The organism is Micromonospora tarapacensis (genome assembly GCF_019697375.1).
GTDB lineage: Bacteria > Actinomycetota > Actinomycetes > Mycobacteriales > Micromonosporaceae > Micromonospora > Micromonospora tarapacensis.
The window spans coordinates 3,136,104-3,150,339 of sequence record NZ_JAHCDI010000004.1; the positions used below are offsets into that span (position 1 = coordinate 3,136,104).

General features: G+C 71.8%; 9 protein-coding genes and 1 pseudogene. 6 read left to right on the forward strand and 4 right to left on the reverse strand.

The genetic code is table 11. From position 1 onward, the window contains the following. Window positions 1-56: 56 nt before the first annotated feature. Both KIF24_RS20155 and KIF24_RS20160 read right to left on the reverse strand, forming a co-directional pair. Window positions 57-959 (reverse strand): bile acid:sodium symporter family protein, encoded by a 903-nt coding sequence (locus tag KIF24_RS20155; RefSeq protein WP_221085375.1) that lies wholly within the window; start codon window positions 957-959, stop codon window positions 57-59. A gap of 73 nt (window positions 960-1,032) precedes the next feature. Next, on the reverse strand, window positions 1,033-2,100 hold the full coding sequence (locus tag KIF24_RS20160) for a DUF2855 family protein (RefSeq protein WP_221085376.1): 1,068 nt from the start codon (window positions 2,098-2,100) through the stop codon (window positions 1,033-1,035). A gap of 146 nt (window positions 2,101-2,246) precedes the next feature. Here KIF24_RS20160 and KIF24_RS20165 point away from each other — a divergent pair, with 146 nt between their 5' ends. Together KIF24_RS20165 and KIF24_RS20170 are read left to right on the forward strand one after the other, a co-directional pair. Continuing rightward, complete coding sequence (locus tag KIF24_RS20165; protein ID WP_331461207.1) at window positions 2,247-2,846, forward strand: SigE family RNA polymerase sigma factor; 600 nt, start codon at window positions 2,247-2,249, stop codon at window positions 2,844-2,846. After that, complete coding sequence (locus KIF24_RS20170; protein ID WP_221085378.1) at window positions 2,836-4,251, forward strand: hypothetical protein; 1,416 nt, start codon at window positions 2,836-2,838, stop codon at window positions 4,249-4,251. Before KIF24_RS20165 ends, KIF24_RS20170 begins: the two co-directional genes overlap by 11 nt. Before the next feature lie 13 nt (window positions 4,252-4,264). Here the strand turns inward: KIF24_RS20170 and KIF24_RS20175 are convergent, their stop codons facing one another. Together KIF24_RS20175 and KIF24_RS20180 are read right to left on the reverse strand one after the other, a co-directional pair. Continuing rightward, on the reverse strand, window positions 4,265-4,738 hold the full coding sequence (locus KIF24_RS20175) for an SRPBCC family protein (protein WP_221085379.1): 474 nt from the start codon (window positions 4,736-4,738) through the stop codon (window positions 4,265-4,267). Window positions 4,739-4,794: 56 nt separating this feature from the next. After that, entirely contained in the window at window positions 4,795-10,257 is a 5,463-nt protein-coding gene (locus KIF24_RS20180) for an ATP-binding protein (RefSeq protein ID WP_221085380.1), read from the reverse strand. Between the two features lie 335 nt (window positions 10,258-10,592). Here KIF24_RS20180 and KIF24_RS20185 point away from each other — a divergent pair, with 335 nt between their 5' ends. The 4 genes and pseudogenes from KIF24_RS20185 to KIF24_RS20200 all read left to right on the forward strand — a co-directional run bounded on the left by KIF24_RS20185 (window position 10,593) and on the right by KIF24_RS20200 (window position 14,219). Next, window positions 10,593-10,814, forward strand: coding sequence for a hypothetical protein (locus KIF24_RS20185; RefSeq protein WP_221085381.1), 222 nt, complete (start codon window positions 10,593-10,595; stop codon window positions 10,812-10,814). A gap of 167 nt (window positions 10,815-10,981) precedes the next feature. Beyond that, window positions 10,982-12,363, forward strand: a pseudogene (locus tag KIF24_RS20190) (DEAD/DEAH box helicase). A gap of 111 nt (window positions 12,364-12,474) precedes the next feature. Further along, complete coding sequence (locus KIF24_RS20195; protein WP_221085382.1) at window positions 12,475-12,849, forward strand: PadR family transcriptional regulator; 375 nt, start codon at window positions 12,475-12,477, stop codon at window positions 12,847-12,849. Further along, window positions 12,846-14,219 (forward strand): permease prefix domain 1-containing protein, encoded by a 1,374-nt coding sequence (locus KIF24_RS20200; RefSeq protein WP_221085383.1) that lies wholly within the window; start codon window positions 12,846-12,848, stop codon window positions 14,217-14,219. Before KIF24_RS20195 ends, KIF24_RS20200 begins: the two co-directional genes overlap by 4 nt. Window positions 14,220-14,236: the final 17 nt, after the last annotated feature.

Consider the following 14,236-nt stretch of genomic DNA (forward strand, 5'->3'; position numbering starts at 1 on the left):
CTGCTGATCAGCAGCGGCCGATCGGGCGGGTGAGGTGTCGACTAATTGACTCGCTTCTACCCTAGTACGCCCGGTTCGGCGTTCCGGGCGGCGCCGGACCGGTTGCCGGCCCGGTTCACCAGGTAGCCGAAGGCCGCCGCGGTGAAGAACATGACGATGCCGTAGACGGCACCGGGGATCGCCATCTGGGTGCTGCCGAGCAGCGCCGGGCTGAGCGCGATCGTGATGGCCAGCGTGCTGTTGTGGATGCCGATCTCGAACCCGGCCGCCTTCGCGGCACTGGCTTCGACCCCGGCCAGCCGGGGCACCCCGTACCCGATGCCGAGGCTCAGCAGGTTGAACGCCAGCACGGCCAGGCCGACCGAGACGAAGTAGTCGGCGAGGTTCTCCCGCTCGCCGAGCACGGCGCCGGCGATCACCGCGACGAGCACGACGACGGACATGATCCGGACCGGACGGTTCAGGCGTTCGGCGACGCGGGCCGCCCGGGCGCGGATCAGCATGCCGACGGCGACCGGGACGAGCACGATGGCGAAGACCTGCACGACCTTGTCGAACTGTAGGCCGAGGCCGCTCGCGCCGCCCAGGAAGTGGGCCGCGGACAGGTTGACCACGATCGGCAGGGTGAACACGGCCAGCACGGAGTTGATGGCGGTCAGGGTGATGTTCAGGGCCACGTGACCGCCGAACAGGTGGCTGTAGAGGTTGGCCGTGGTGCCGCCGGGGGAAGCGGCCAGCAGCATCATCCCGACGGCCAGTTCCGGCGGCAGGTCGAAGGCGAGCACCAGGCCGAAGCAGAGCACCGGCAGCAGCAACACCTGGCACACCAGCGCGATCACGGCGGCCTTCGGGTGTCGGGCCACCCGGCGGAAATCGTCGACGGTGAGTCCGAGCCCAAGACCGAGCATGATGATGCCGAGGGCGACGGGCAGTCCGATCAGGGTCAGGGCGGAGTCCATGACACGACATCGTTACCACCCGGTAACGGACTCACAATCCTCCATGTGGCCGGGGTCTACGTGACCCCAGCGCTCACAACTGGACGACGTGCCCCCGACGAGGCGGCGTACGCCCCGCGAGAACCTCGTGCCAGGCGGTTCGCAGGGCTGCCGGCCCGGCACCGACCTCGACGTCGAGCCAGCCGTCCACCACCTCGGCGAAGCGCCGCCAGGCCTCGGCGAACCGCTTGTCGAGGCCGTCACGGCCCCAGTCCAGGCGGCGCTTGCGCAGCTGCACCGGGGCGAAGAACACCTCCTCGGCGGCATCGGCGTTGGGAATCTGGTTGGTCAGTCCGACCGCGATGTCGCGCACCAGCCGGTCGCCGAGCCGCCGCCGCAGGGCGGCCCGGGTCGCGGGCGCGCCGGACAGGTCGAGGTAGGCGGTCGGCACCTGTTCGAGGGCGCCGATCTCGTCGTACGGGAGCACCTCGTCGTAGCAACCGAGCGCGCGGGTGAACCCGAGGTTGCCGGGCGAGGTGAGCCCGACCAGCCGGGGGCCCCGGCCGTGCAGTTCGAACGCGGCGGCGTACGCGGTCTTGCTGGACGCCGACGACACCACCAGCGACGCGGCGCCGTAACAGTCGTTGTCGAGCACCTGGTCGGCCAGCATGAACGAGGTGAGGAACAGCGGCCGGAACAGGACCAGCAGGTCCTCCTGATCGGCCCGGTAGGCCGGGTCTGCGGTGGTCGACCGGTACCCGTTGTACGGCGAGGCCAGCCCGGCGCGGTGCGCACTCGCGTCGCGGAAACCGGACGCGTCGACCCGATCCGGCCGCAGCACCAGGTGCCCGGCCGGCGGCAGGTAGCCGTAGACCCGCTGCCCGGCCTCGACCTGCGGGACCGTCGACGCGACCACCTCGGCGAAGCCCCACAGCGGCGGAAGCCCCCACTGTGGCCCGAGCCCGCGCGGCTCGGGCGGGAAGAACTGCCAGTACCGCATCGACTCACCGAGAACGGCATAGGTGACGTTGTTGGCGGTGAGGCCGACGCGGTCCACCCGCAGCAGCGCCTCGCCGTCGGACAACTCCGGTGTGCCGCCCGCCACGAGCGTGGTGCGGCTCAGCTCGTCACGGGCCACGGCGAAGGTCCAGGAAGCAGGCATGCTGTGACGCTAGGCGTGCCCGGGGCGCCGAAACAAGATGCACTGCAAGTGCAAAATCACACTCTTTACCAACGCCACACAACCTTTCTTCCCGGTCCGAGGTCTTCCTGTCGTGAACGATGCCCCGACCGGGCTGGAGGGTGCAGGTGACCGATGACGGCTTCCGCGAGTTCGTCGAGATCCGGTACGCGGACCTGATCCGGACCGCGTACCTGCTGACCGGCTCCCGGCACGCGGCCGAGGACCTGGTGCAGATCGCGCTGATGCGGGCGATGCGCCGGTGGCGGCAGGTGGACCAACCGATGGCGTACGTCCGCCAGATCATGGTCAACGAACGGACCAAGCTCTGGCGCCGGTTCGGGTCCCGGGAGTTCCTCGCCGGCTTCACCGGTTCCTGGCGAACCCAGGCCGAGCCCGACCGGAGCCGGGACCTGGCCGACGACGTCGTCACCCGCGACGAGGTCCTCGGCGCCCTGCACCACCTGCCGCCCCGGATGCGGGCAGTGCTGGTGCTGCGCTACTGGGAGGACCTCACCGAGGCCCAGATCGCCGAGCTGCTCGGCTGCTCGGTGGGAACTGTCAAGAGCCAGGCATCGCGGGCACTCGCCCGGCTGCGGGCCGCGCTACTGGCGACGCCACCGCCGGCGGCGCCGGAAGGAGCAGCACGGCACGGCGAGGTCGGTGGAGGTTCGCTGACTGTGGTGCCGGCGACGACGAAACTGGAGGAACCCAGCGATGGCCGATGAGATCAGACAAGCCCTGGCCCGGCTCGCCGAACCGGTGGTGCCGCGACCCGACCCGTACCAGCGGTTGCTCCGGCGCGTACGGCGGCGCAGGCGACGCCGGATGGCGGCGGCGAGCGTGATCGGACTGGCGATGGCGGCGGCGACACTGCCGTCGCTCGGCGCGGCGGACCGCCAGCCGACGACTGGCGAGACGACGCACCCGGCGTACCAGCCAGCGAGCCTGGTGGAGGAACCGATGGTGCTACGGCTGCTCGACTCACCCACCCGGGGCAATCTGGCCGCCGACACGGCGCTGATCGCGGCGATCGAGCGGGGGTACCGGGCGGCCCGCACCCAACTGCTGGTCGACCCGGCGCTGGACGAGGTGAGGGTGCTGCTCGCCCACGACGCGCCCGGTGCCCGCACGGTGGTGGTGGCGTTCCTGGGCGACTCGCACGCGCTGCTCCGTCAGGGCAGCGGCCGAGCGGGTGCCTCGGTGCCGGAGCTGCTCGACCGGACCGGGACGCCGGACGAGCCGCTGCCGCTGGAACCGTACCTCTTCTCCGGGCGACACTCCCTCGTGGACGGCGTCCACGTCGCCGACCTCGCCGTCGGCCTGGCACCGGCCGGGTGCCGCGTCGAGACCTCCGTCGACGGACGGATCCAGCCGGACGGATCCGTCCGGCGGACCTGGCAGCAGCTGAGCACCGACGGCTTCGTGGTACGCGGGGCCGGCGAGACGACGGAACGGTGGCAGTTCACCTGTGACGGAGTCGTACGCTACGCCGGCCCGTCCGCCGGTGGAGGAGTCGTACGCTACGCCGGCCCGTCCGCCGGTGGATCGGGCACGATCGGCCCGGCCCAACCGATCTCGCCGGGCTCCACCACCGATGTACCGGCCGCGCTCACCGCCTCCGCCGTGCGCGAACTGGAGGGCATGCTCGGCGGCAACGGCCTCACCGGGGCGACGCCCCAGGTGGTCTGGACCGGCCGGTTGCCCGCCTGGGTTCCCGGCGCGCCGACCGCCGCCCTGGTCAGCTCCTGCTCGACCGACGGCGGCTGCGCCGGGCTACTCAAGGCCGAGACCGTGGGGCGAGCGGGACCGGAGTCGCCGCACGTGGCGGCCGACCACCGGATCGGCACCGGTACGCCCGACGTGATCGCCGTGCCGGTGCCGGGCGAGGTCGCTGGCGTGCTGGTCGCCGGGCCGGAGTCGGCGGTGCGGGCCGAGTTGCTCGACAGGTCGGGAAAGACGGTCGCGAGCGGCCCCCTGACCGGCGGCGTCACCGCCTTCCGCGTCGACCATCGGCAGGTCTCCAGGGTGAGGGTCTTCGACACCGACGATCGCCTCCTGCACGACGTGGCCACCCCGCGCCTCGCCGCCGACTCCGGCGAACTCGCCGAGCCGACGGTCTGGGCCTGGTGAGACGCCGACGCGGTCACCGGGCCGCCATCCGGCGGGTCAGTTCGGCCGCCCGGTCCGCCGCGACCCGCCGGGCCTGCGACGCCACGAAGCGCCGCAGCGGCACCGGCGCGTCGGCGGTGACCCGCTCCCGCACCCGGGTGCCGTCGGCCACGGCGGTCAGGTCCACCACCGCCCGCAGCGACACCCACCCCGGGCTACGGACATCGCTGACCAGTTGGACACCGGGCTGGGTAGCGACCAGCCGGACCCGGATGCGGTTGTCCCACCGCAGCGGCCCGACCAGCCGGAACCGTTCCACGGCGACATAGTCCGTGACCAGCAGCCCCTCGGCGTCGTGACCGGTCCGCACGCCGTCGACCGCCACGACCAACGGCGACAGACCGATGTAGCTGCGCGGATCGGTCAGATGCTGGTACACCGCCTCCGGTGGGGCCGCGACCGTGCAGCTCGTCTCGAAGGTGATCGGCGGGTTCCGGTCCTCGGGCACGGCTCATCGTGGCACACCGCCGGCGGGACCGCGTCCCGCCGGCGGCGCGACACCACTCAGGACGGTGACGCCACCCGCTCAAGGCCACGCTCGACGGCGGCGACGAGCTGTGGACGCAGTTCCTGCGGCCGGATGATGGCATCCACCGAGCCGACCTGGACCGCGCGCTGGATGCTGTGCACGCCGTCGAACTCGGTGGCCACCTCGCCCAGCTTCTCCGCCCGGACCGCGGCCCGGACGTCCATCAGCTGGGTGACAAGCGCCGCCCGCTCCCCGTCGGTCGCCGCGGCGACCCGCGCCTCAAGCTCGACCACGCGCGGATCCTTCGCGGTACGCGCGCCGACGTCGCCGGCGAAGACCACCGCCGCCGCGGGCGCCCCGCCGATGACGGACGCGAACGAGCCCTCCACGGCGAGGACCGTCATGTTCGGGTTGAGTGCCTTGGAGAAGACCACGAACGCGCCGCCGTGATACCGCGAGATCACGCAGAACACGATCGGTCCCGCGAAGTTCACGATCGCCCGGCCGATCTCGGCGCCGTACTCCAGCTGCAACTGGCGCATCGACTCGGGCGAGCCGTCGAAGCCGGACAGGTTCGCCAGCACCACCAGCGGCCGGTTCCCGCTGGCCGCGTTGATCGCCCGCGCCGCCTTCTTCGACGAGCGCGGGAACAGGGTGCCCGCGGTGTAGGTGTCCGGGCCGTCGGTGGGCGGGAAGCCGCGCCGGGGCACCGACCGGGACTCGATGCCGAGCAGGCACACCGGGATACCCCCGAGGTGTACGTCCTGCACCACGGCGGTCTCGGCGTCGGCCATGCCCGCCCAGCGTTCCAGGACGGCGTGGTCCTGGTCGGCCAGGGCGCGCATCAGCGTACGGATGTCGAACGCCTTCTTGCGGTCCGGGTTGCGCTCGCGGGAGAAGATCTCGCCGACGGTGCTGAAGTCGCTGTCCGGCACCGCGTGCGGGTAGTCGGAGATGTCGCGGTCGACCGGGTCGGTGGTGACCGCCCGGCGGGCCCGGGTCTCGCCGGGCGCGATGTAGGTGTGGCCGTGGTGCGCCATCAGCACGTGGTGGGCGGCCCGCAGGTCGGGCGCCCAGTACTGGGCCTGGCCGTTGGGACCCATCACCCGGTCGTAGCCGCCGATGCCGAAGTTGTCCTCGGCCGACACCCCGCCGGAGAAGTCGAGGGACTGCTTGCCGGTCAGCACCATCGCCGACTCCGGCGTCATCACCAGGATCCCCTTGGTGTGCATGAGCATCGTGGCCTCGGCGTTCCAGTACGGCTGGGCGCCCACGGTGATCCCGGCGACCACGATGTTGATCTCACCACCGGACTGGGTGAACTCGACGATCCGCTTGAGCGCGGCGGCCACCCAGTCCATGTTCTCGGTGCCCGAACTCATCGAGATCCGCGCCCCGGCCGACAACGCGAACCAGTCGACCGGTACGCGCATCCGCTCGGCCAGGTCGAGCGCCGCGATCACCCGCGCGCACTCCGGCTCGGCCAGCGCGCCCAGTGCCCTGGTCGGGTCGCCGAGCAGCACCACCCGGGTGATCCCTTCGGGATAGCGCTCGGTCGGCGTGCTCGCCACACCGACCACGATGCCCGCCCGGTTGCGCCCCCTCGGGCGCTGCACCGCCGTCAGCTCGCCGGTGTCGTCCAGGTCGTACTCGGTGAAGCTGCCGCCCCTGCCGGCCAGCATCCCGGTCAGCTCGTACGGGTACGTCGTGCCGCGCCGCCGCGCCGCGAGCACCTTCTGCCGGTAGTCGTCCAGCGGCTGGATCAGCTCGGCCGTCGGCTCGGTCACCGACACCCGCATGCCCTCGTCGTAGGAGATCTGCACCGCTATGTCGGTCAGCTCGCCGGTGGCCTCGTCGCGCTGGCGGCCGAGGAACAGGACCTGCTCCAGGCCCGCGCCGGCCGTGATCGGCAGGACGCGCTGGGCGACGGTGTTCAGCTCCTCGATGCTCAGCTCGTTGGGCGGCCAGACGAAGATGGTGATCCGGTTGGTGTCGAACCGCTTCTTCGCCGGCCGCCGCGCCTGGACCTTGCGGATCGCGTCGAGGCAGGCGTCCAGCGCACCCTCGACCGCGGGCAGCGCGAGGATCCGGCCGTCGGCGTCGCGCAGCGGAGTGAGGTCGCGGACCTGGGCCATCGCCGCCAGCCGCTCGTCCGCCGGGTTGTCCGGAGCGACGCAGTGGAAGAGGTAGACCTCCTCGTCGGCCGACGGCAGCCGGGTCAGGTCGAAGCTGCGCAGCCGCGGCAGTTGCAGGCGCTGGGCGATCAGCGGGTGCAGGCCGCGGATGACCCGGTCCTCGCCCGACTCCGGTCGGAACGTGAAGTGGTGGTGCATCTCGGCGCCGTTGCGTCCGGCCACCGAGATGGTCACCCGCTGGAGCACGGTCAGCAGCCCGGCGTGGTCGAGGATCTCCCGCAGGGTCGCGGCCATCGCGTCCACGTCGGGCTGGTCGGTCCAGGTCAGGTACACGTCGGCGACGGATTCCGGGTTGGCCAGCCCGGCCACCCGCGCCAGGGTGGCGGGCAGCTCGGCGACGTCCGTGGCCGCCGCGAGCAGGCGGAAGTGCTCGCCGTCGCGGTCGTACTCGGCGGTGAAGAACGACTGCCCGGCCACCTCGACGGCGCGGGCGTCACTCGCGCCACGGTTGCCGTAGTAGCGGCGGCTGAGCACCTCGAGCATCGGGCCGTGGTCGGCGCCCGGCCGGCCGATGCGCTGCGCGAGCAGCCGGACCAGGGGCTCGGGTGAGGCGACCATCTTCGCGATCCGCTCGGCCCGGTCGGCCACGCCGGGATTGCGGTCGAGATGGCGGAGACTGCTGCGAACCTCCGCGTACACCTCGGCGCGCTTACGGCGCAGCATCGGCTGGGCGGCCCACCGGAACACGACGCTGCGGGCCAGGTCACCGACGACCGGGAAGCGGAGCTGGGTGGCGAAGATGAGGTGTTCCAGCGCCTGGCCGACCAGCTCGCGCAGCCCCTCGCCGGGCGGCGGCTCGGTCAGCCACCGCTGTAGGAACGTCACGATCACCGTGACGTCGGCCGAGGCCCGCTGCTGCGCGAGGAAGATCCGGAACACGGCGTCTTCCAGTTCGGGCGTGCGCTCGAAGTCGTCGACGCCGTAGTGGGCGAGCACCCGGGCGAGCCGCTGGCGGAAGGTGTCCGGCAGCGCGGCCCGCTCGACGTCGAGGCACTGTAGGTAGGTGTGGAAGTACTCGCGCGGGCTGTGCACCCGGGTGTCGGCCCTGCTCTCCTCACCGGCCGGCCGGTTGCGGCTCAGCTCGGACAGGTCGGCGAAGACCTGCAGCAGCTCCACCTCCTCCGCCAGCGGGCGGTGGTGCAGTTCGGCCCGGGCGGTCAGGTAGCCGGCCAGGGTCCGGCGCTCGTCACGGGGGTCGAGGTCGTAGCCGAGCAGCAGGCTGCGCAGGTCGGCGATGCCGCGCGCGACCCGGGCCGCGGCGGACAGGCCGGTCGGTTCGGACGGCAGTTCCAGGTCGACGGCCTCGGATTCGGTGGCCACCGCCGCGACGTCGTCGCCGATCGGTTCCAGGCGCAGCAGCGGCGCACCGGTCTCCACCTGGCTGCCGACGGAGACCAGGCATTCGCGCAGCTTCGCCTTGAAGGGCGCCCGCAGCACGGTCTCCATCTTCATGCTTTCCAGTACGAGCACCGGCGCGCCCGCCTCGACCTCGTCCCCCACCCCGGCCGGAGTGGCGACGACCAGCGCGGGCGACAGGGAGCGGAGGACGCCACCCTCGTCACGGCTGATGCGGTGCGTGACGCCGTCCACCTCGACCAGGTGGATGGGCCCGTGCGTGTCGGTCAACAGGCGAAATCGCCGGCCGTTGACCAGGATCCGGCCGGTGTGCTCGTCGAACCGCTCCAGTTCGGCGTCGACGGTGGTGGTCTCGCCGATGCCGACGCGGAACCGGTGCGGCCCGGTCTGCGCGACGGCCACCCGGTAGGTCGCGCCGCGCAGCTTGAGGTCGATCGGCCGGCCGCTGGAGTGCTGGACCTGCGGGCGACCGCCGTGCGCGGTGGACAGCAGTCGCTGCCGCTCGACGTGCGCCTCGTCCTGGTAAGCCTCGATCGCGGCAGCGGCCAGGGCGATGCCGGAGTGCCGGGTGGAGATCAGGCGGCCCTGCGCGCGGACCCGGTCGATCCAGCCGGTGTCGGCGCTGGCGTCGATCACCTCGGGCTGGTCGAGCAGGTCGAGCAGGAAGCTCTTGTTGCTGGCACCGCCCTCGATGATCACCGTGGTCTCGGCGACCGCGCGGCGCAGCCGGCCGAGCGCCTCGTCGCGGCTGCGGCCGTACGCGATGATCTTGGCGATCATCGAGTCGAAATCGGCCGGGATCACGTCGCCCTCGCTGACTCCGGTGTCCACCCGGACGCCGGGGCCGCTGGGCAGCACCAACCGGACGATCCGCCCGGGCGACGGCGCGAAGTCACGGTCGGGGTCCTCGGCGTTGAGCCGGGCCTCGACCGCGTGCCCGGCCTCGACCGGGATCCGCTCGCCGAGCCGGCCACCGGCGGCCACCTGGATCTGCGCCTTGACCAGGTCGAAATCGGTGGTGGCCTCGGTGATCGGGTGCTCGACCTGGAGCCGGGTGTTGACCTCCAGGAAGGCGAACAGCCGCTCACCGGGGTGGTAGAGGAACTCGACGGTGGCCGCGCCGCGGTAGTCCACGGCCAGCGCGAGCCGCTCGGCCGCCGTCTTCAGCTCGCGGTTCTGCTCCGCGCTGAGCACGGGTGAGGCGGACTCCTCGATGACCTTCTGGTTGCGTCGCTGCACCGAGCAGTCCCGGACGCCCAGGGCCCACGCGGTGCCCTGGCCGTCGGCGATCACCTGCACCTCGACGTGCCGGGCGCCGGTGACCAGACGTTCCAGGAAGACGACCCCGCTGCCGAAGGCGCGTTGGGCCTCCAGGCTCGTGCGCTCGTACGCCTCGACGAGTTCGGTGTCGCTGCGGACGACCCGGATGCCCCGGCCGCCGCCGCCCGCGGTCGCCTTGAGCATCAGCGGGTAGCCGATCTCGGCCGCCGCGTGCCGGGCCCCGTCCAGGCTCTCCACCGCGCCGCGACTCCACGGCGCCACCGGGACGCCGACCTCCTCGGCGATCAGTTTCGCGCCGATCTTGTCGCCGAGCTTGCGCATCGCCTCGGCGCTCGGGCCGATGAAGGTGACGCCGTTCTTCTCACAGAGCTCGGCGAAGGACGGATCCTCGGCGACGAAGCCCCAGCCCACCCACGCCGCGTCCGCGCCGGTCTCGACCAGCGCGCGTTCGAGGAGACGGTGGTCCAGGTACGGCCGCGCGGACGCGGGACCGAGGCAGTAGCCGTGGTCCGCCTCCCGGACGAAGGTGGCCCCGCGCTCCGCCTCGGTGTAGAGGGCGACGGTCTCGATCGGCGGGGCACCGGTCTCGGCGTTGAGCTCGCGAACAGCGTGGATCAGCCGCATGGCGGCCTCACCCCGGTTGACGATGGCGATGCGGCTGAACACCGAGCAGGCCCCCCACAGGTTCGTTCCCAGGCAAACAGGGACGCCCTCGGGCGGGGTCCCGCTCACACAACCTTCGCGGCTACCGGCCGGTAGGGAAGACGTGGGAACTGCCACCTCCGGACAACGAAAATTGTGGGAACCCGCCAACCCGAGCGTGCGGCAGGTCCGTAATGACCCAGGTCATGGCCGATCGGGCCGGTTCCGGCCGGCCTGAGCCCACCGGACTCCCACCGAACCCGAACGTAACGGTCAGGATGCGAATTCCATACGCGATAGCCGGCAATACCAAGATCACCAACGTTTCGCTCTCGGACCTGGTGCTATACGGTCGGAGGGTGAGAATCGAGCGTCACTGGTGGAACGGCGACCACACCGTGCGAGGGCGTCGCGACGTCTACATCCGTACCGACGGCGAGACGTGGGAGGTCGAGGCCCGCACCGGCGGCGGCGCCGGCCGCTCGCAGATCTATCCGTGCCCGGGCCGGAAGTCGGCGGAGATCCTGGCCGGGGCGTGGATGGGCGGGCAGAGCCGGTGGCGGGTCGTGGCACCGTCCTGACCGGCACCACCCGCCGCACCGCTCACCGCCCGTCGACAGGCAGCGGGCTCAGGTAGACTGGCCCTGCGGCCCCCGTGACGGTGGGCCGGGTTCGATGCCCCAAGACCACGCGCCGCGGCCAGACGGTCAGCGCCGGGCGGGGCGTCCCTTCGACGTTCGGAGCCTTCATGGCGGCACGCCGCCCGCAACAGAGCACCTCACCCAGTTCCCTGACCTTCACCGACCTCGGCGTGCCGGACGCACTCACCCGCGTACTGGCCGCGACCGGGGTGGACCGGCCGTTCCCGATCCAGGCCGCGACCCTGCCCGACGCGCTCGCCGGGCGGGACGTGCTCGGCCGGGGTCGCACCGGTTCCGGCAAGACATACGCCTTCGCCCTGGCGGTGCTGACCCGCCTGGCCGCCACCGGCAACGCGCGTCGGGCCGGGCGCCCCGGGCGCTGATCCTCGCGCCGACCCGGGAACTGGCCACCCAGATCGACAGCGTGATGGCGCCGCTGGCGCAGGCACTCTCGCTGCGCACGATGACTATCTTCGGCGGCGTCGCCGCCCGCCCCCAGATCACCGGGCTCCGCGCCGGGGTCGACGTCCTGGTGGCCTGCCCTGGTCGGCTCGCCGACCACGTCGACGCCGGGCACGCCAACCTGGACGCCGTCGAGGTCACCGTGCTCGACGAGGCCGACCACATGGCCGATCTCGGCTTCCTGCCGACCGTACGGCGACTGCTGGAGCAGACCCCGCGCGGCGGGCAGCGACTGCTCTTCTCCGCCACCCTGGACTCCGGGGTCGACGTTCTGGTGCGGCGGTTCCTCACCGATCCGGCCGTGCACAGCGTCGACTCGACACTGTCGCCGGTGTCCGCGATGACGCACCACGTGCTGCACGTCCGCGCCGACGACCGGTTCGCCGTGCTGGTCGACCTGACCGCCGCGCCCGGCCGGACCGTGGTGTTCACCCGGACCAAGCGGGGGGCGAAGACGCTCACCCGCCGGCTGGTCGCGGCCGGGGTGACCGCCGTGGAACTGCACGGCAACCTGGCGCAGACCGCGCGCGCCCGGAACCTGAGGGCGTTCTCCGACGGTGAGGTGCAGACGCTCGTCGCCACCGACATCGCCGCCCGGGGCATCCACATCGACGACGTGGCCCTCGTCGTGCACGCCGATCCACCGGTGGAGCACAAGGCGTACCTGCACCGCTCGGGCCGTACCGCCCGGGCCGGTGCGGCCGGAACGGTCGTCACGCTGATGACCGACACACAGGCACCGGAAGTGCGGGAACTGACCCGCAAGGCGGGCATCGCGGCGACCACCACCCGGCTGCGTCCGGGCGACGCGCTGCTGCGCGAACTCGCCCCCGGGGAACGCACCCTGGTCCCGCAGCCCGTGCCACAGCCCGCCGGTGTGCGGCACGAGACGCCGGCCGCTCATTCCGGCCGGGGAAGGCGCGGTGGCAAGCCCTCGCCGACCGCGTCGACGCGGTCGGTGCCGGCGCGATCCGCGGCGTCCTTCTCCAGCCGGGCCCGGCCGGGCGCTCGCGGCGCAGGCCGCTGATCCCGCCTTCGCCGGGCGGCGCGCCACCTGCGGGATGACCCTCGCTTGCCACCACCAATACCTAGAACTACTATGCCTCATAGTTCTAGGTATTGGTGGTGGGAGGGTCTCATGAAGGTGACAAAGGATCTGGTGGCCGCCTCGGCCACACCGATGGTGTTGGGCATCCTGGCCGACGGCGAGAGCTACGGCTACGCCATCCTCAGACGGATCAACGAGCTGTCCGGCGGCGAACTGGACTGGACCGAGGGCCTGCTCTATCCGCTGCTGCACCGGCTCGAACGCCTCGGGCACGTGGAGTCGAGCTGGCAGTCGGTCCCCGGGGAGAGACGCCGCAAGTACTACCGGATCACCACCAGCGGCCTGGCGGAACTCGCCGAGCAGCGCCGCCAGTGGGACACGGTGGTGAACGCACTCAAGGAGATCTGGGTCGGCCCCGACGGCGGTCGGCGGTCGGCGGCGTTTCCGCTGGCGGGTCCGGCATGACCGCCATGGACGGCCAGGACGGCCTGGAGGCCCAGTTCACCCAGTGGCGTCACTACGTGCAACGGCGCCCGGAGCTACAGCCGTCCGACGCCGAGGAACTCGAGGACCATCTGCGGGGTTCGGTCGACCAACTCGTCGCCGCCGGCCTGCGCGCCGACGAGGCGTTCCTGGTCGCCGTCAAGCGGCTCGGCGGCCTGGACGACCTGTCCCGCGAGTTCGCCAGGGAGCATTCGGATCGGCTGTGGAAGCAGTTGGTGCTGACCGGCGGGACCACCGACCCGGCGACCGACACCCGGTCGCGGCGGGACCTGGTCGCGATGGTCAGCTGCGCGGCCGGCGCGGCCGTGTCGATCAAGGTGCCCGAGCTGTTCGGGATGAGCCTGGAACAGGACGCCGGGTTCTACGCGGCCAACTTCGCCCTGTTCGCACTCCCCTGGCTGGCGGCCTTCCTGGCCTGGCGTCGTCGGGCCCGGCCGGCGCTGATCGGCGTGCTGCTGGCGCTCTTCGCGCTCGGCGCGGTGGCCGCCAACGCCTATCCACTCGCGGACGACTCCCAGTCGCTGGTGCTGACCAGCATCCATCTCCCCATCGCCCTGTGGTTCGTGGTCGGTCTGGCCTACGTCGCCGGCGACCTGCGCTCCTCCCGCAGACGGATGGACTTCATCCGCTTCACCGGCGAGTGTTTCGTGTATTTCGTCCTCATCGCCCTCGGTGGCGGTGTGCTGATGGCGTTCATGTTCGGCACCTTCGAGGCCATCGGGATCGAGCCGGAGGGCTTCATCTCGCAGTGGCTCGTCCCGTCCGGCGTGGTGGCCGCGGTGGTGGTGGCCGGCTGGCTCGTGGAGGCCAAGCAGAGCGTGGTGGAGAACATCGCCCCGGTGCTCACACGGCTGTTCACCCCGCTGTTCACCGCCGTGCTGCTGGCCTTCCTCGTCGCCCTCGGCTGGACCAGCGCCGGCATCGACGTCGAGCGGGAGGCGCTGATCCTCTTCGACCTGCTGCTGGTGGTGGTGCTGGGGCTGCTGCTCTACTCGATCTCGGCCCGCGATCCGCTGGCTCCACCCGGCCTGTTCGACAAGTTGCAGCTCGCCCTCGTGCTCAGCGCGCTCGTCATCGACGTGCTGGTGCTGGGCGAGATCACCCAGCGCATCACCGAGTACGGCACCACCCCGAACAAGGCGGCGGCGCTCGGGGAGAACGTGATCCTGCTGGCCAACCTCGCCTGGTCGGCGTGGCTGATGCTGGGCTTCGCCCGTCGCCGTACGCCGTTCGCCGCCCTCGAACGCTGGCAGACCGGTTACCTGCCGGTGTACGCCGGCTGGGCCTGGATCGTCGTCCTGGTCCTTCCCCCGCTGTTCGACTACCTCTGACCCGGACCGGCTCGGTG

Coding starts and splice junctions, on each gene's coding strand:
- KIF24_RS20170 (WP_221085378.1), top strand. CDS start 2,836: ATGGCCGATGAGATCAGACAAGCCCTGGCCCGGCTCGCCGAACCGGTG.
- KIF24_RS20195 (WP_221085382.1), top strand. CDS start 12,475: ATGAAGGTGACAAAGGATCTGGTGGCCGCCTCGGCCACACCGATGGTG.
- KIF24_RS20200 (WP_221085383.1), top strand. CDS start 12,846: ATGACCGCCATGGACGGCCAGGACGGCCTGGAGGCCCAGTTCACCCAG.
- KIF24_RS20160 (WP_221085376.1), bottom strand. CDS start 2,100: ATGCCTGCTTCCTGGACCTTCGCCGTGGCCCGTGACGAGCTGAGCCGC.
- KIF24_RS20155 (WP_221085375.1), bottom strand. CDS start 959: ATGGACTCCGCCCTGACCCTGATCGGACTGCCCGTCGCCCTCGGCATC.